Source organism: Chitinivorax tropicus, from assembly GCF_014202905.1.
Taxonomy (GTDB): Bacteria; Pseudomonadota; Gammaproteobacteria; order Burkholderiales; family SCOH01; genus Chitinivorax; species Chitinivorax tropicus.
The window spans coordinates 1-17,904 of the sequence record NZ_JACHHY010000036.1; the positions used below are offsets into that span (position 1 = coordinate 1).

At 59.1% G+C, this 17,904-nt stretch carries 14 protein-coding genes; all 14 read left to right on the forward strand.

The window, feature by feature from the left end; translation table 11 throughout:
- The first annotated feature begins 458 nt into the window (after positions 1 to 458).
- The 14 genes from HNQ59_RS18340 (at position 459) to lysS (ending at position 17,496) form a co-directional block, all read left to right on the forward strand.
- The gene (locus HNQ59_RS18340) at positions 459 to 755 is read left to right on the forward strand and encodes a hypothetical protein (RefSeq protein ID WP_184041852.1); all 297 of its coding nucleotides are present in this window, start codon (positions 459 to 461) and stop codon (positions 753 to 755) included.
- A gap of 232 nt (positions 756 to 987) precedes the next feature.
- The gene (locus tag HNQ59_RS18345; protein WP_184041853.1) at positions 988 to 1,668 is read left to right on the forward strand and encodes a DNA lesion error-prone repair protein ImuA; all 681 of its coding nucleotides are present in this window, start codon (positions 988 to 990) and stop codon (positions 1,666 to 1,668) included.
- Entirely contained in the window at positions 1,598 to 3,025 is a 1,428-nt protein-coding gene (locus HNQ59_RS18350) for a Y-family DNA polymerase (protein ID WP_184041854.1), read from the forward strand. Before HNQ59_RS18345 ends, HNQ59_RS18350 begins: the two co-directional genes overlap by 71 nt.
- Before the next feature lie 8 nt (positions 3,026 to 3,033).
- Positions 3,034 to 6,105: an error-prone DNA polymerase gene (locus tag HNQ59_RS18355; RefSeq protein ID WP_184041864.1), complete on the forward strand. Its 3,072-nt coding sequence runs from the start codon at positions 3,034 to 3,036 to the stop codon at positions 6,103 to 6,105.
- Between the two features lie 645 nt (positions 6,106 to 6,750).
- On the forward strand, positions 6,751 to 8,181 hold the full coding sequence (locus HNQ59_RS18360) for an alkaline phosphatase family protein (RefSeq protein WP_184041855.1): 1,431 nt from the start codon (positions 6,751 to 6,753) through the stop codon (positions 8,179 to 8,181).
- A gap of 59 nt (positions 8,182 to 8,240) precedes the next feature.
- Positions 8,241 to 8,678 carry a hypothetical protein gene (locus HNQ59_RS18365; RefSeq protein ID WP_184041856.1) on the forward strand — a complete coding sequence of 146 codons (438 nt, stop codon included), beginning with the start codon at positions 8,241 to 8,243 and terminating at the stop codon, positions 8,676 to 8,678.
- 66 nt (positions 8,679 to 8,744) lie between these two features.
- A complete protein-coding gene (locus tag HNQ59_RS18370) occupies positions 8,745 to 9,224 on the forward strand; it encodes a hypothetical protein (RefSeq protein ID WP_184041857.1) in 480 nt (159 codons plus the stop codon).
- Positions 9,221 to 10,852: a GMC oxidoreductase gene (locus HNQ59_RS18375; protein ID WP_184041858.1), complete on the forward strand. Its 1,632-nt coding sequence runs from the start codon at positions 9,221 to 9,223 to the stop codon at positions 10,850 to 10,852. The genes HNQ59_RS18370 and HNQ59_RS18375 overlap by 4 nt, the downstream gene beginning before the upstream one ends.
- Positions 10,853 to 10,865: 13 nt before the next feature.
- Complete coding sequence (locus HNQ59_RS18380; protein ID WP_246491085.1) at positions 10,866 to 11,957, forward strand: ferritin-like domain-containing protein; 1,092 nt, start codon at positions 10,866 to 10,868, stop codon at positions 11,955 to 11,957.
- The gene (locus HNQ59_RS18385; protein WP_184041859.1) at positions 11,954 to 12,352 is read left to right on the forward strand and encodes a hypothetical protein; all 399 of its coding nucleotides are present in this window, start codon (positions 11,954 to 11,956) and stop codon (positions 12,350 to 12,352) included. The genes HNQ59_RS18380 and HNQ59_RS18385 overlap by 4 nt, the downstream gene beginning before the upstream one ends.
- A 532-nt stretch (positions 12,353 to 12,884) precedes the next feature.
- The gene (locus HNQ59_RS18390; protein ID WP_184041860.1) at positions 12,885 to 13,526 is read left to right on the forward strand and encodes a carbonic anhydrase; all 642 of its coding nucleotides are present in this window, start codon (positions 12,885 to 12,887) and stop codon (positions 13,524 to 13,526) included.
- A gap of 307 nt (positions 13,527 to 13,833) precedes the next feature.
- Positions 13,834 to 14,493, forward strand: coding sequence for a carbonic anhydrase (locus HNQ59_RS18395; protein ID WP_184041861.1), 660 nt, complete (start codon positions 13,834 to 13,836; stop codon positions 14,491 to 14,493).
- 94 nt (positions 14,494 to 14,587) lie between these two features.
- Positions 14,588 to 15,692, forward strand: a protein-coding gene (gene prfB, locus HNQ59_RS18400; RefSeq protein ID WP_184041862.1) for a peptide chain release factor 2 whose coding sequence is annotated in 2 segments (ribosomal slippage) — positions 14,588 to 14,668 and positions 14,670 to 15,692 — 1,104 coding nt in all. Because the reading frame shifts where the segments join, the coding sequence is not laid out codon by codon here.
- Between the two features lie 295 nt (positions 15,693 to 15,987).
- Positions 15,988 to 17,496 carry a lysine--tRNA ligase gene (gene lysS, locus HNQ59_RS18405; RefSeq protein ID WP_184041863.1) on the forward strand — a complete coding sequence of 503 codons (1,509 nt, stop codon included), beginning with the start codon at positions 15,988 to 15,990 and terminating at the stop codon, positions 17,494 to 17,496.
- The last annotated feature ends 408 nt before the right edge of the window (positions 17,497 to 17,904 follow it).

The following is a 17,904-nucleotide window of genomic DNA, read 5'->3' on the forward strand; positions in this document are numbered from 1 at the left end:
GCTTGAGAAGTCGGGAAGAGGAAAGTGCGATATGGGGGGATGGTGCATCCCCAAACGACAGTATGTCGTCCAGGGGCCGGCAGAAGAGGAGGCCTGTGGAATTCGGACAGTCCGTTAAGTGGATTCGCAGAGGCCAGAACCGGCCATAATGGCCGGCGGAAAGAACGCTACGATGCCGAAACAAAACCGATGGACACACTGCCGCACTGAAAGCCAACCCATCAAGGGCAACAGGACACTGCTGAGCTGGCTCAGCAGCACCATATTCATCCCTCACAGATCACAGCATGGAAGCAACAGCTGGTCAAACATACAACCGGGCTTTTCTGCGGCAGCAAAGACCACTCCGAACCCGCAGTGGATCTGAAAGCCCTCCACGCCAAGATCGACCAATTGGCGCTGGAGAACGATCTTTTGTCCAGCGCGCTCAGCCAAGCAGGCATGCCGAGCGTAAAGCGATGATTGATCTCCCCCATGGACTGCCGATCAACCGGCAGGCAAAGCGGGTCGGCATGGCCAGATCCAGCGCCTATTACCAGTCGCAGCCCATCAGTGAAGCTGATCTGGCGCTGATGCGTCGGATCGGCAAGCTGCATCCGGAGCATCCCTTCGCCGGCGCCCATATGCGGGTCCGCCGCTGTGCAGAGAAGACGTCCGGATCGACAATGACCAGCCGAATTGCAATTTGCTGCAGGACCAGCGCCGCCTGCCTCGTACACCAGATGGACGTTGCGATATTGGCGCTGTCGAAGTGAAATGAAATGATCCAACTGCCCGGCCACACCCACCGGGTGGCCGGGCTCATGCATGGCGCTCATACACATCTCAGATAAAGCACCTCCACGCACTGCATCACACTACCGATATCAAGCCATACAAACTCAGCCGACCGCTGCCTCCACGGCATATCTTTTTTGCCCATACAGACAGTTCTCTTTCATTGAAACATACTTTATACTGTATTCATTTACAGCTAAAATGTCGCCCATGGCTACCCCCATTGCTCATCTGCGCACCACTCGAGATATCGAACAGCATCCGCCCGTCGTGCACAAACCTGTCATTTCCAGCGGGTTTGCCACGCTTGACCGAGTGCTGCCCGGCGGCGGTTGGCAAATTGGCATGGTGGCTGATGTATTGCGATCCCCTTTCGGGGGAGAAATGGCATTGCTGCTGCCGTTATTGGCCACCCTGACCCAGCAGGCAAAGCAGGTTTACCTGTTGGCCCCACCCTATATTCCTTATGCACCTGCCTTGCAGGCGGCTGGCGTCGACCTTGCGCACCTGATCTGGCTTGACCCACCCACCAGCCAAGCAGGTTTATGGGCCACCGAGCAGATTGCCCGGGAGCCCGGTGGCGCAATCATCAGCTGGCTGACGCACGCACCGTCAGACCCGCAATGCCAACGGCTCATGCGGGCGAATGAGCTGGGGCAGAACGTGCTGATCCTGATCCGCCCACTTGAGCGACAGCTGACACCTACCCCGTTCAAGCTCCGCTTGAGCGTATCACCCCTCCCTGATGGCACCGAGGTCCAGATCCTGAAGCGCCAAGGTGCGCCGGTAGTTCAACCTATTTTTCTTCAACGTCAAGACGATGTTGTGGCTAGCACTGTATTTCCCGTCCCTGCCGCTCGACACAACCGGCCAAGCCTCGTCGCTTGCTGAGCCTGTCGCCGTGGTCGAAGGCCATGGTGCCCAGGAATGGGTGGTGTGCTGCAACGCGCTGGCCACACAAGCCGGCATCCAGCCCGGCATGAAACGGAGCGCCGCCAGCACCTTGCTTGGTTCACTCCGTTTTCTGAAACGGCAGGCCGAACAAGAAGCACAGACATTGGCCCATCTCGCGGGCTGGGCGCAGCAGTTCACGCCAGCAGTCTCGATTGCCCTGCCCTGTAGCCTGTTACTGGAGATCAGTGGCAGCCTGGACTATTTCCACGGGCTGGATGCCCTGATTGAGCAGGTCCAACAGGGCTTGGCCACATATGAGATGGCCGTGCAGATTGGCTGCGCCATCACGCCCCTGGCCGCCACCTGGCTTGCGCTGGCCGGGATACCCACACAGGTGACAGATATGGAGAGTCTAGCCCTTCAGCTCGGGCAGCTTGCTGTGGATATCCTGCCGATCCCGCTCACACAGCGGCAGCAGCTGAGGCGCCTGGGTATCGATTGCCTGAGCGCATTGATCCGGCTGCCGCGCGCGGGGCTGGCCAGGCGCTTTGGTCCGGCCTTGTCCACTCTGCTCGATCAGGCACTGGGCAAGCAACCTGACCCCCGCCCCTGCTTTCAGCCACCAGCCTATTTTGAAAAACGCATTGAGCTGGCATGGCCCATCGAGGAAACCGAGCCGCTGTTGTTCATTGGTCGTCAATTGGCGATTGCCTTGGCCAATTACCTGCAGGGCTTGAATCGTGGCGTGCTGCAGGTGCGATATCAGCTGGAACATGGCAATCACACCACAACCACCTTGGATGTCGGCCATGGCCAGCCGACGCGGCAAGCGGCGGTGTTTGTTGCTGTCCTGCGGGAACGGCTGGCCAGCTTTTCATTGCCCGCGCCGATCGAAGCAGTCACCTTGATGGCAGCGCAACTGGAGCCACTGGCCGGACGCAATCTCGATATCTTCACCCCCCAGCAGCACGCCGCCAGCAGTGGGCTGCTGCATGCACGCTTGGCAGCGCGCCTGGGGCAGGCATCGATCAAGCAGATCACCTCAGTTGACGAGCATCGACCCGAGCGGGCATGGGCGCTGGGCAAGCCTACCGCTGCCCCCATGCCCCAGGCCACACAACGTCCCACCTGGCTCATCGCCCCACCCTTGCCGCTCACGCAACGCCATCACCAACTCTGGCATACCGAACGCCTGTTCCATCAGGGCCTGCCGGAGCGGATCGAAGCAGGCTGGTGGGATGACGAACGCGTGACACGCGATTACTGGATCGCTCAGGGAGCGTCCGGCCAGCGCTACTGGATCTTCCAAGAGCGAGAAACCGGCAACTGGTTTCTGCATGGTGTATTCGACTGATCATCATGTTGCCTGACTACGCCGAACTGCATTGCCTCACCAATTTCACCTTCCAGCAAGGCGCATCGCATGCGGAGGAGCTGGTCAAACGCGCTGTCGAGTTGGGCTATCGCGCGCTGGCCATCACCGACGAGTGTTCACTGGCTGGCATCGTTCGCGCCCATGTTGCTGCCAAAGCACATCAGCTGCAGCTGATCATCGGCACCCGCCTGGTATTGGCCGACGGTACCCGGCTGATCCTGCTGGCACCGGACGGCCATGCCTATGCAGACCTCTCGTCCCTGATCAGCCATGGGCGGCGGCAAGCAGCCAAAGGCACTTACCACCTCACCCGGGACGACATCACCCGGCACAGCCCACACCTGCTGGCACTCTGGCTGCCACCCACCCCACCCACGCCGGATGATGCCGCCTGGTTGCAGCACACCTTTCCTGATCGCTGCTGGCTGGCGGCGGAACAGCTCTATCATCCGGGCGATCAGGCCCGCCTGCATCAACTCAGCCAGCTATCCAGGCAGACCGGCCTGCGACTGGTCGCAACTGGCGGGGTGGTGATGCATGTCCGCGCCCGTTTGATGCTGCAACACACCCTCACCGCCATTAGCCTAGGCAAGCCGATTGCCCAGTGTGGCCAGCACTTGCAGGCCAACAGTGAGCGCCACCTGCGCCCACGCCAGCACTTGGCCGACCTATACCCCCCTGCCTTGCTCGCGGAAACCATCCGCATTGCCGAACGCTGTCATTTCTCGCTGGATGAGCTGCACTATGCCTATCCGGTTGAGATGGTGCCACCAGGGCTGGATGGCATCGCCTATCTACGCAAACTGGTCAATAGCGGCTTGCAGCAGCGCTTTCCGGCAGGCACCAATGCATCGGTCGTGGCGCAGGCCGAAAAGGAGCTGGCCCTGATTGAAGAGCTGGGGTACGAGAACTACTTCCTGACCGTGCATGACATCGTCAGCTGGGCACGCGGCCAACACATTCTCTGCCAGGGGCGCGGCTCTGCCGCCAATTCGGTGGTCTGCTACGCCTTACACATCACTGAAGTCAGCCCGACGCTGACCCAGCTGCTGTTTGAGCGCTTCCTGTCTCGGGAACGGAACGAGCCGCCCGATATCGACGTTGATTTCGAGCACGAACGCCGCGAGGAGGTGATGCAATACATCTACCGCCGCTATGGCCGTGAACACGCTGCGCTGACCGCAACCGTCATCACCTATCGTAAACGCAGTGCGTTTCGCGATGTCGGCAGGGCGCTGGGCTATGAGGAAGCTCAGCTGGACAGACTGAGTGCCTCCCTGGCCTGGTGGGATGAGCCATCAGCCTGGCAGGCCCGCCTGCAGGAAGCTGGGTTTGACCCAGCAGCCAAGCAGGTGCAGTCTTTGCTGAAGCTGACACGCGAATTGATCGGTTTCCCCCGACACCTGTCGCAACATGTCGGCGGTTTCGTCATATCACGCAGCAGCCTGTCACAGCTGGTGCCCATCGAAAATGCTGCCATGGCCGATCGTACCGTCATCCAGTGGGATAAAGATGACCTGGACGCCATGGGCATGCTCAAAGTCGATATCCTTGCCTTGGGCATGCTCAGCGCCATCCGCAGGGCGCTCGATTCGGTATCACGTATTCGCGGCCAGCCCTTTACACTGGCCGACATCCCGCCAGAAGACCCTGCTGTGTACGCCATGCTGCAACGAGCCGACACCATCGGCGTGTTCCAGATCGAATCACGCGCCCAGATGAGCATGCTGCCCCGCCTCAAGCCCCGACATTTCTATGATCTGGTGATCGAGGTGGCCTTGGTCAGACCCGGCCCGATCCAAGGCGGCATGGTGCACCCTTATCTCAAGGCCAGACAAAGCCCGCACACCGTCACCTACCCGAGCAAGGATCTGGAAAGCATCCTGAAACGCACGTTGGGCATCCCCATCTTTCAAGAGCAGGTGATGCAGATTGCCGTGGTGGCCGCCGGGTTCACCCCTGGCGAAGCAGATCATTTGCGCCGCTCGATGGCCGCATGGCGCCGCACCGGCAAACTTGAACAATTCCGTGACCGGCTACGCACCGGCATGCTGGCGCGCGGGTACAGCGAGACCTTTGCCGAGCAGATCTTCCGCCAGATCGAGGGCTTTTCGGAATATGGCTTTCCGGAAAGCCATGCTGTCAGCTTTGCCTTGCTCGTCTACAGCTCCGCCTGGCTGAAATGCCATGCACCCGCTGCATTCTGCTGCGCCTTGCTCAACAGCCAGCCGATGGGCTTTTACTCACCGTCCCAGCTGATCCAGGATGCGCGCCGCCACCAAGTGACCGTTCTGCCGGTCGATCTCCAGCACAGCGAATGGGATTGCAGCCTGGAAGACATGGGTGACGGTCAGCACTCTGTGCGACTGGGTTTCAGCATGGTGCACGGCTTGAGCGAATCGACCGGACGCCGGTTGAGCACAGCACGGCCCGCATCAGGCTACCCAGATATCGAATCAGCCCGCCAGCTGGCTGCCTTGACACGTCAGGACATGGGCGCACTGGCCAATGCCAACGCCTTTTCTGCATTCACCGACAACCGGCGCGAAGCCTGGTGGGCCGTATTGGGGCAGGATACCCGCCACGACCTGGCCATCGGCACCATCAGCCCCGAAGCCACGCCTGGCCTACCAGCCCTGTCTGTTGCCGATGCCATCCAGGCTGATTACGCCAGCCTGGGGCTGACACTCGGCCCACACCCCTTGTCCCTGTTACGTCCCCGGCTCACCCAGCAACGCTTGCTCAGTGCAACCGCCATCAGCCAAATGCCAAATGGCAGACTGGCACGTTGTGCTGGGTTGGTGATTTCAAGGCAACGCCCTGGCACAGCCAGTGGCGTGGTCTTCGTCACGCTGGAGGACGAAACCGGCAACACCAACATCATCGTCTGGAACGAACTCGCCCAGACCCAGCGCAAAGCCCTGCTCGCCGCGAGGCTGTTGGGCGTTTACGGCATCATTCAACGGGAAGGGGCCGTGGTCCACCTGCTGGCCAAACGGCTGGTTGATCTGACAGACTGGCTGGATGGCCTACCCACTTCCAGCCGGGACTTCCGCTGAATGAGGCCCGCGCCATTGCCCATCCGGCGGGCCGCCCACCGCGCACGAGGAATCACTTCAGCGCACTGGGATCACCCCAGACCAGCCGGCTCGGACAGCTCGCCCAATGCATACCAGCCAACGGATTTCCATCACATCATCGATCACATGAAGTGTGGCATCCATGCCTTGCATGGCCGCCAAATCCGTTCTATACCCTGCTAATCAGCTTGCGAATCAATGCAAGCGCTGAAAACGCCGTGCGCTTTCGTCAACACGTCGCTGGATGTGGTAAACAGGCGCTGTTTCCTGCTGCGGCATGGTTTCACTTGGCATCGTTCGCCAATCCTCGTCGCGCTCTTGCCGTGTAATGACTGTGGCAATCAGTCATCGGCACGCCGAGACACGGTCAACCCTCTGCCGAGCCACACCGCCACCGCCTGCCCCATGCCATGGGCCTGATCGAGTGACGAGCCGGTGACTGATCATGGGCATATCGCCCACTGAAGCTCAAGCGCCGGATGAACGGCTCCAGCGGGATGCTTCCGCCTGGGCCATCGTCATATGGCACCCATCGTATGCGCAGTATATGTGGCGGGCGGACGATACACACCACACCTGACATCGTCCTGGCTCATTCCAATCACGAAACATGTGGAGATCAGTATGGCTGGCATGAATGATATTGAACATGTAGTGGTATTGATGCTGGAGAATCGCTCTTTCGATCACATGCTGGGTTTCTTGTATAAACCAGGTGATCCAGCCCTGGGTGGGCAGGCTTTTGAGGGCTTGAGTGGCAGTGAAACCAATCCGGACAAAAATGGCGCATCTGTGCCGGTGTTCCGCATCACACCAGATACCCCCAACGCCTACTTCATGCCGGGGGCCGACCCTGGCGAAGGCTACAAGGCGACCAATGCCCAGTTGTTCGGCAGCATCAATGCCCCCAGTGAGCCGCCCCCCCCAGGGCAATCCAACACCGGGTTCGTGACCGACTTCGCCTACACCCTGGGTTGGGAATCGCAAAAGCCCTCCTGGACCATCAAAGAGGGCACGACCGCCAATGACATCATGGGGGTGTTCACCCCGCAGATGCTACCAGTGCTGTCCGCGCTAGCACGTGGGTATGCGGTCTGTGATCACTGGTATTGCTCCGCCCCCACCGAAACCCTGCCCAACCGGGCATTTGCATTGGCGGCCACGTCCCAAGGGCATCTGGATGACCACACCAAGACGTTCACCTGCCCCAGCATCTTCGGCCTGCTGACCCAGGCCCAGGTGCCATGGGTCATTTATGGCTATGATTCTCCACCCTTGACCCGTCACAACTTCCCTGACACCAGCGATGCACCGGACAGCTGTTTCGGTGAATTCAGCGACTTCCAGCAGGCCGCGCAAAACGGCAACCTGCCCGCATTCGTGTTTCTGGAGCCCAGCTGGGGGGAAACCGGCAACAGTCAGCACCCGGTTGGCGATGTCGCGCTGGGCGAGCAGTTGATCCACGATGTCTACACCACCCTGCGCGCCAGCCCGCAGTGGAACAAGACACTACTGATCATCACCTATGACGAGCACGGCGGTTGTTACGATCATGTGGCACCGCCCTGGAACGCCACACCACCGGATGGCAGTGTCGGTGAATTCGGGTTCGATTTCAGTCGGTTCGGCTTACGAGTACCGACGGTGCTGATCTCCCCACTGATCAAGCCCAACACCGTCTATCGCACCAAAAGCACAACACCGCTCGATCACACCTCGGTCTTGAAAAGCATCGAACTGCGCTGGGGCTTGGGAAACCTGACTGCACGCGATGCTGCCGCGCCGGATTTCTGGGACGTACTGAATGCGCCACAGCCCCGCACCGACAACCCTTTGGCCGACGTGACACCCCCCTCATCCAACGGCAGCCACCCCAACCCAGACAAGCCCTCCCACCTGCAGCAGGTGCATGCTGATCTGGTCTCCCGCCTGCCCGTACCGCGCGCCCACGAATACCACCGTGATCGGGGAGAGCTGGCCACCGCAGACGATTACGACGATTACATCCGGGGCCGTACACGCGCCTGGCAACAGACACGCGGGTACCGTCGCTGACAACCCATAGCGGATAAGAGCAGAACGGCAGATTCCGTCACCCACAGGAGGACAGGCAGATGGGCAGTTTCGTGGAGTTCAACGACAGCTTGGTGATCAGCATCGACCAAGGCTTTCCGGTAGAAGTGTTCGATATCAACCGACATCAGACCAAGCCCGTGACGCTGGCTGACGTCGGTGAGCGGATTTTCACATTCTATGACAAGGCCAATGCGCGCATTTATCAATTGGACCCAGTGCGCGTGTACCTCTATCAATACCTGCAGAATCGGGACGGTGAAGGCCGATGGCTGGCCTGGGGGCAGATCCTGATCCAGTCGCAGACCATCGCCAAGAATACCGCCGCCATCCACCAGGGGGCCGACAACATCAGCGACCCGCACCAGTGGGTCACCTCGGGCACTTATCGCATGCTGAAGGTATTCGACCCGGACTATCAGCGGATATTCACCCGCCACGAAACACCCGCCGGCATGTCGTATTTCGACGACCAGTGATTGCCAATCCACCGCTGTCGGCCAGCCCACAGGCTGGCCCTGCATTGCTCATGGAGACACCCTGCCATGTATCAACAAACCCTCAATCACCCGGCCAATCTACACGGCCAACCATTGACCGCTGGGGTCTACCAGGCGATGTACCAGTTGTTCGAACAGATCTGCCTGTTCTGGGGCAATCTGGACAACCCCGAACAATATCAGTCGCGTCTGTTTGCCTTTATGGACAACCGCATCCGCCTGCACCCGGAATACAAAGACATCTACACCAGTGCCCAGCACACCCTGGATGAGCTGATCAACGCCCTGGGACAGCAGGCGGCCTACCAACTGCTGTTCACCGACCAGGCCGCCAACCAGGCGCCACCGACCACGCCCCTGGCCATGGTGCGGCAAAAGGTATCCAATGAATTCATCGCCTTCCAGGTATCGCAAGGTGGGTTCAAGGCCTTCTCCGGTGCCATCAACTACCCCAGCTTCATCGCCGGGGCATGGGTGCCGGGTCAGCCCGCCCCCTATCGCACCGCCGAGGAGAAGACCAAATGAAAACCGACGTATTGATCATCGGCTCAGGCGTGGCCGCCGCCGCCCTGGCCCATCGCCTGCTACAGGCAGACCCCAGCCGCGACATCCTGATCCTGGAGGCTGGCACCCAGGTCAAGATGCAGGATCAAGCCTTATGGGCCGATTTCATGGTATCAGGCGGCAGCTATGCCAAGCTGCCTTACGCCAAGTACAACGATCAACCCTACCCAGAGCGCGACACCCCCGGTGAGAACCTGAATATCGGTGCGACCGTGGTGCCGCTGGCGGGTGCTCGGGTCATGACCTATGGCGGCTCGACCATCCACTGGGGCGGGTGGACATTCCGCCTCAAGCCAGAGGACTTCCAGCTCAAGACCCGCACCGGTCAAGGTGCGGACTGGCCATTTGATTACCACACCTTGGCACCCTATTACCAACAAGCCGAGTGCTATATCGGCGTATCGGGTGACTCCAACAATCAAGACCCACCCCGGCAGGAGCCCTATCCCTTTCCGGCGTTCCCTTTCTCGCTGGAGGATCAGCCGGTTCATCAGGCAATGACCACACTAGGCATGCAACCCGCCAATGTGCCGATCGCCCGGCATGGCATCACCAACACCACCTCGCGCCACGCGCCCTGTAAGACCACCGGCACCTGCAAGTACTGTCCTTTCGGTGCCCGTTACGCTGCCCCCAATTTTCTCAATGACATGGTCGATTGGGGCAATTTCCCGCACTTTCGCATTCAGGACAACTGCGTGGTCGAAGAAATCGTCATGACCTCGCGCCAGCGTGCCAAAGGCGTGGTCTGCCAAGACAAGCGGAGCGGGCAATACCTGACCATCGAGGCCGAAACCGTGATCGTCGCCGGCGGAGCCATCGAATCCCCCAAACTGCTACTGCGTTCGCGCTCGGCTGAATGGCCCAACGGGCTGGGCAACGATCACGATCTGGTAGGCCGATATTTCGTGACGCACCCCTATTTTGTGTTCTCCGGCACCCTTGCCCAAAACCCGGCCCGCTTGCAACCTGAGATGGATTTTCCAACGCTGTGCAGCCGCTATTTCGACAGCCCGCAGGAGCAAGCCAAAGGCAAATTCATCCTGATCAACCCACCCACCTCGCCCACCTCGCTGGTCAATGGCAAGCCGCTCAGCATTGCCCAGATGATGCAAAACGGCATGTCCCGACAAGCCATCGAGGAAGCAGTCAGTGGGCCCGCGCAGGTGCAGATCCATGGCATGGTGGAAATCCCCAGCGAATTTCACAACCGAGTGATCAATCTCGACATCCGTAATCGGATCGGCCTGCTGCAGACCGTGATCGATTACTCACAATCGGCTGATTTCAATAGCCGCATGGCGGAGATCGGCACCCATGTCGGCAGGCTGTTCGAGGCCATGGGTGCCCGCCCCGCAGGCCCCCCTTCGATCTCGTGGCGCGCCGATCATGCTGCCTGTACCTGTCGCATGGCAGAAAGTGCACAAGCTGGCGTCATCGATCGACATCTCAAGCTATTCGGGGTGGACAACGTCTATATCTGCTCCAATGCGGCATTCCCCAACACCGGCGCGATCAACCCCACCCTGACCCTCACCGCACTGGCTTTGCGTCTGGGTGACCATCTGGCCGGGCCGGCACAACCGTGATCAAAAGGCACACATGATGAATACCCTGGAACAGGAAAAGCATGAGCTGTACCGTAGGCTACAGGTTGCCTTGGCCATCGAGCTGTCCACCATTCCGGTCTATATGACTTCACTGATCAGCATCAAACCAGGCCGGAATCGGGTAGCCGCCAATATCATCCGTAGCGTGATGATGGAGGAGATGCTGCACCTGTCGCTGGCGGGTAATCTGCTCTCAGCCATCGGCGGGAGGGTACAGTTCGACGCCGACACCCTCCCCGCCTTCCCGCTGCTGCTGAAATTTGACGGCAAGGGGTTCAAAGATCGCGAATTCGAAGTTGATCTCGGGCCATTCAGCGAGAAGAACATCGCTATTTTCACCGAAATCGAGCTACCTGATGGTTGGCGCGAGCGACGGATGCTGCCCATGGCCGTGCCGGAGCTGGATGTCCCAGGCTATACCATCGGCGCATTCTACGACGCCATTCTGCAAAGCCTGACTGCACTGTGCACGGCACATGGCCAGGCCGCCGTCTTCACGGGCAACCCGGCACACCAGCTGAACTGGAATTTCTACTGGGCTGGCGGGGGGCGGCCTGTCATCATCACCGACCTCGCCTCCGCCAAGGAAGCCATCGAGATCATTGTCACCCAGGGCGAGGGAGCCCGACACTCGATGTATGACGACGATCACCACTATTTCGGTCAGCCGGAATCGATCGCCCATTTCTTCCGCTTCCGCGAGATCCAGTTTGGCCGACATTACCAACGAGGGGACAATCCACGGCAGCCCCCCACCGGAGAGCCATTCGAAGTCGATTACAACGAGGCCTACCCGATCAAGGTCAATGCCAAGGCAACCGACTATGCCGGCGACCCCGCCATGGCAAGGCTCAACAACACATTCAACAGCCTGTATTCCTTGATGCTGTACCAGATCGCTGAAGCGCTCAATGGCGCGACAGGCGCCATGTATACCGCCATTCTCAACAGCATGCACGACATGACCGCCATCGCCTTGCAGATGGTGGCCACCCCCATCGCCAATGACCCCAGCGGACGCCATGGTGCGCCCTCGTTTGAATGGGTGTCGCCCACCCCAGGGCAGACGGGAGACACACCATGATCCTGCTGACCTCTCGCTGGGAGTTGCTGGCGGGCTGTCCGCCTGCGTTGAAAGCTGAGTTGGATGGCCTGCCTGAGCGGATCAGACAGGATGAGCCGGAAACCTTGCTGTATCAGGTCAATCTACAGGCCCCAGCGCCACTTGGCGCCGACGGAGCACCGATCGAGCCGCCTCCACCACCCATCCCGCTGGACAAGCAGCAGTATGTGACTTTCATGGAAATGTACGCAGACGCCCAGGCCTTCAGTCGTCATATCCACGGCCCGATCTTTCAGCGTTTCCTGCAAGACTTCGGACACTGCTTCCGACAGGACCCAGCCAAACCAGGCTGGCCGATCACCCAAAACAACACCTATCTACCGTTGTCAGGCTTTCATCGGCCAGCCACGACATGAAATCCATCGCATCCAGACTGACCACCAGACCCGCACACCCTTGGCATGGGCACGCGGTGTTCACATGGTCCGTCAACCACCACACAGCGAATCGCCAGCACTCTGGGAAGATGGCACACGGCCCATGTTCCGCAAGACAGTTCCGAACTGATGATGGGAAATGACCGGTCCCTCAGCTGAATCGCCTCTGGTCAGCCTGATCCACACAGGCTTTTTCAACCGACTGACGGGTGGCACAAGGCCACCCGATTTGCTGATGCCACGCGCCCAGCCCACGCCATCAATCGGCAGGTGAACCGCACCGCCCCCTCTGCCACAGACATCAAGAGTTGAAATCCGCTCAACAACACCCGCCCGTCCATGGCACAATCTGCCGTCAAACCAAATCAGGCGCGCATCCATATCAGCGGCAGCCAGGCTCGATCGACACAATAGTACGCTGACCATCATCCGATCAGCCAGGAAAACCCCGGTTTTCATGGCCAGCGAACTCCCGCACAATGCGCGACAACAGACATCACGGACACCATCCATGGACGATCTCAGCAAGTTTCTTCAAGGGTTCCACCGCTTCAAGCAAAAGTACTTTGCGGATGACAAAGCCCTCTATGAGCGCCTGACCCAAGAGGGCCAAAAGCCCTCCACGCTGGTCATCGGCTGCTGCGACGCACGCGTCGATCCGGCATTGATCACCGATTGCGCCCCAGGCGACATGTTCGTCATCCGCAACGTCGCCAACTTGGTGCCCCCCCGTGAAGTCGGCCCGACCAACCAGGGTGTTTCAGCTGCGCTGGAATTCGGCGTATCGGTGCTGAATGTCGAGCGGATCATCGTATTGGGCCACGCCCACTGTGGCGGTATCGCCTCACTGATGAAAGACGACATGGGTACCGCATCTGCAGGCTATCTGGCACGTTGGATCGGCATTGCCGAGCCCGCCCGGCAGCGCGTCTGGGAAGAGTTCGCTGACAAACCGATCGAGGAACAGATCCGCGCCTGCGAAATGGCGTCGATTCTGGTCTCACTGAACAACCTGCTGACCTTTCCCTGGATTCGCGAGCGAGTCGAACAAGGCCAGCTGAACCTGCATGGCTGGTATTTCGACATCGAGCAAGGCGACCTGCTGGGCTATCACCCCCCAAGTGGCGAGTTCATCTCATTGGGCGGCAAATAACCTCTCCCCTCGCCCTGGTTTCGATCGGGGCGACATGATCCACCCAAAGCGGCCCGCAACCCCAGCGGGACGCGGGGCGCTGAAACCATGTCAGCAGAACCTAGGTCTAACGGACTACTCCCGCCCCACCAAGCGATTAATTCCGCCATCTCACATATCTTGGTAGGCTGGGTACCATTGACATGGTTTCATGGCCCGTACCACTCAGCTTTGTGGTAACCGTTGTTGTCGCAACGCACCACTTGGCAGTCCACGCAAGCCCCGAAGCAGCAGTCACCACATCACTCACCGCAACATGGAGTGCACCATGCAAGACATCGAACGCTTTCTGAATGGCTTCCGGCAATTTCAGCAGAAATACTTCGTCGATCAGCCAGCCTTGTTCGATGATCTCAGGCAGGGGCAACACCCAGCCACACTACTGATCGGCTGCTGCGATTCGCGCGCTGACCCGGCCTTGTTGATGGGCTGCGATCCAGGCGATATTTTTACCATCCGCAATGTGGCGGCGCTCGTTCCACCACTCGAACACGGCACCACCAATCAAGGTGTCTCCGCAGCCATCGAGTTTGCCGTATGCGGGCTGAATGTCTCGCGCATCATCGTACTGGGCCATGCCTACTGCGGCGGCATCCGTGCATTGATGCAAGGTGGGGGCCACCTCACACCACAAGGGTTTCTGACCAGATGGGTCAACATTGCCAAACCCGCTCGGGAACATGTTCTCAAAGACCCACATCTGACCAGCCCCGAAGCCCGCCAAAAAGCCGCCGAGTTGGCGTCCATCCTGGTATCGCTGGAAAACCTGCTGACGTTTCCCTGGGTCAAGGCCAAAGTCGAATCCGGCCAACTCAGCCTGCATGGTTGGTACTTCGATATCGAACAAGGAGCGCTACTGGCCTACTCCCCCCGGCGCGGCACCTTCTTGCCGGTTGTCTGTCCAATCGACAAACCACCCACATCCTGAGGATTCATCGACAACCAAGTACATCGATTCTGGTACAATTTCCGGTTTTCAGTGAATAAACTGGCGCAACCCGCCTGTATAAGGATTGCCGGACATGGAAGCAGAACGCCTCAATCAGATCGTCAACTCGCTGCAAGACCTCGCCGCTCGCAACGATGAGCTGCGGAGGTATCTTTGACTACGATCAGAAAAAAGATCGCCTCGAAGAAGTCACCCGCCTGACCGAAGACCCCAGCATCTGGAACGACCCCAAAAAAGCACAGGAGCTGGGCAAGGAACGCAAGCTGCTGGAAGGCGTCGTTGATACCATCGACAGCGTTGCCGCTGCCATTGCCGATAGCCTGGAGCTGTTCGAAATGGGCAGGTCGGAAGAAGACTGGGACACCGTGGCTGCGGTCGAGGCCGATGCCACTGATATCGAAAAGCGTGTCGCGGATCTGGAATTCCGTCGGATGTTCAACGACCCGATGGACCCCAACAACTGCTTCATCGACATCAAGGCCGGCGCAGGTGGCACCGAGGCCCAGGACTGGGCAGGCATGCTGGAGCGCATGTATCTGCGTTACTGCGAGCGTAAAGGCTTCAAGGTGGAAGTGCTGGAAGAATCCGAAGGCGAAGTCGCTGGCATCTCCAGCGCCACACTGAAGATCTCCGGCGAATATGCCTATGGCCTTTTGCGGACCGAGGTCGGCGTACATCGGCTGGTGCGGGTTTCCCCATTCGACTCCAATGCCCGTCGGCACACCTCGTTCTCCAGCGTATTCGTCTACCCTGAGGTCGATGACAGCTTCGAGATCGAAATCAACCCAGCCGACTTGCGTACCGACACCTTCCGCGCTTCGGGTGCCGGCGGTCAGCACATCAACAAGACCGACTCTGCAGTACGGATCACCCACATGCCGACCGGCATCGTCGTCCAGTGCCAGAACGACCGTTCGCAGCACCGCAACCGCGATGAAGCCATGAGCATGCTGCGTGCCAAGCTGTATGAGCTGGAGTTGCGTAAACGCAACGAAGCCAAGCAGGCATTGGAAGACAGCAAATCCGACATTGGCTGGGGCCACCAGATCCGCTCTTACGTCTTTGACCAATCCCGCGTCAAAGACCTGCGGACCAATGTCGAGGTGGGCAACGTCAAAGGTGTCATGGATGGGGATCTCGACATCTTCATCGAAGCCAGCCTGAAACAGGGCGTGTAACGCAAGCGTCGGCGCCACTCAGCCGGCCCGACCCGACGCCGCAACACAAGTTGGCAGAAGAAGTCGATCACAGCCCTCACTGGCAACCGACACCCAACACCGCCGGGGCGCCTTGTTACAATGATACAAAAGCGCCCCAGCCTGGCACCGGCTCGATATGAACCTGACGACATCATTCGTCAACAATATGAATACCAAAGCAGAACGTGATCTGAACGAAGGACGTTCAAGGCCCATGGCCCGCTGACCGTTCACCCATTTGCCCGACTGAATCGGGCCGCAACAAGGTAAAACTATGAACGAGAACATTGAAGCAGGTGCATCGCATCAAGACGACAATCAACTCATTGCCGAGCGCCGCGCCAAGCTGACGGAAATCCGCAAGCAAGGCGTTGCATTCCCGAACGACTTCAAACGCGAGCATTTCGCCGCAGATCTGCATGCCAAATACCATGGCATCGAAAAAGAAGCGTTGGAAGCCGACAAGATCGAAGTCTCGGTCGCTGGCCGCATGATGTTGAAACGGGTGATGGGCAAAGCCAGCTTTGCTACCCTGCAAGATGGCTCGGGTCGTATCCAACTATATGTAGCCAACGATTCCGCCAGCGAGGCCGCCCACAGCGCGTTCAAGCACTGGGACCTGGGTGACATCGTGGCTGCGCGCGGCACCCTGATGAAGACCCGCACCGGCGAGCTGACTGTCCTGGTCACCGAGATCCGCCTGCTGGCCAAAGCCCTGCGCCCGCTGCCCGAGAAATTCCACGGCATGAGCGATCAGGAGCAAAAGTACCGCCAGCGCTACCTCGACCTGATCACCAACGAACAAAGCCGCGACACCTTCATCAAGCGCTCCAAGATCATCCAGCGCGTACGCGAAGTCATGGTGAACGAAGGCTATCTGGAAGTCGAAACCCCGATGATGCACCCCATCCCCGGCGGCGCGGCAGCCAAACCCTTCATCACCCATCACAATGCACTGGACATGCAGCTCTACCTGCGCATCGCACCCGAACTCTACCTGAAGCGACTGGTGGTGGGCGGCATGGAACGCGTGTTCGAGATCAACCGCAACTTCCGCAACGAGGGGATGAGCACCCGTCACAACCCCGAATTCACGATGATGGAATTCTACGAAGCCTATGCGGATTACAAACGCATGATGGAGCTGACCGAAACCGTCATCCGCGAATGCGCACGCGCTGTCCACGGCCACGCCGTCGTCGAATGCCAGGGCAAAGTGGTCGATCTGTCCAAGCCTTTCGAGCGCCTCACCGTCACCCAGGCCATCCTGAAATACAACCCGCACTACACCGAGACCCAACTGAACGATCGCGCTTGGCTCAAGGCTGAAATCGAACGCCTGGGCGGCAAACTAGTGATGACCGACGGCATCTCCGGCCTGCAATTCTCGCTGTTTGAAGAAACCACCGAAGAAAAGCTGTGGGACCCGACCTACATCATTGACTACCCCATCGAAATCTCACCGCTCGCTCGCGAATCCGACCAACACAAGGGCATTACCGAGCGTTTCGAGCTGTTCGTACTAGGCCGCGAGCTGGCCAATGGCTTCTCAGAGCTGAATGACCCGGAAGACCAAGCCGAGCGCTTCCTGGAGCAAGTCCGCCAAAAAGACGCAGGCGACGACGAAGCCATGCACTACGATGCCGACTACATCCGCGCGCTGGAACACGGCATGCCCCCCGCAGGTGGCTGCGGCATTGGCATCGACCGCTTGGTCATGTTACTCACCGATGCCCCCTCCATCCGTGACGTCATCCTGTTCCCACAGATGCGCCCGGAATAAAGCTTATCGACGTCATGCAGCTTTGTTGTGTAAATCAGCCCCAAGGGGTATCCCCCTAAAGCGGATTTATGCAACAAAGCGTCATTTGGCTTGCGCATTGATGTACATGTAGATGACAGGCAGATCCGCTCGTGAAGTGGCAAAATCAGCTAAGCTCGAAACCACCCAGCACGAGCCTGCTTGCCCGACGGACTGGATCAGATATGAAGACACCCAGAAAACGGCACATCCAATGAAGTGTGTTGCTCTCAGCCGGTGTTATTGAGAGTCGACGTCCCCCCGGAATTGAGTAGCGCCTGACTTTAGAGTCCACTCCCAAGCGACAGGAGATTGGACATGAAGAAACGTTTCAGTGAAGAACAAATCATTGGCTTCCTGCGGGAAGCCGAAGCGGGCTTGCCGGTTGCA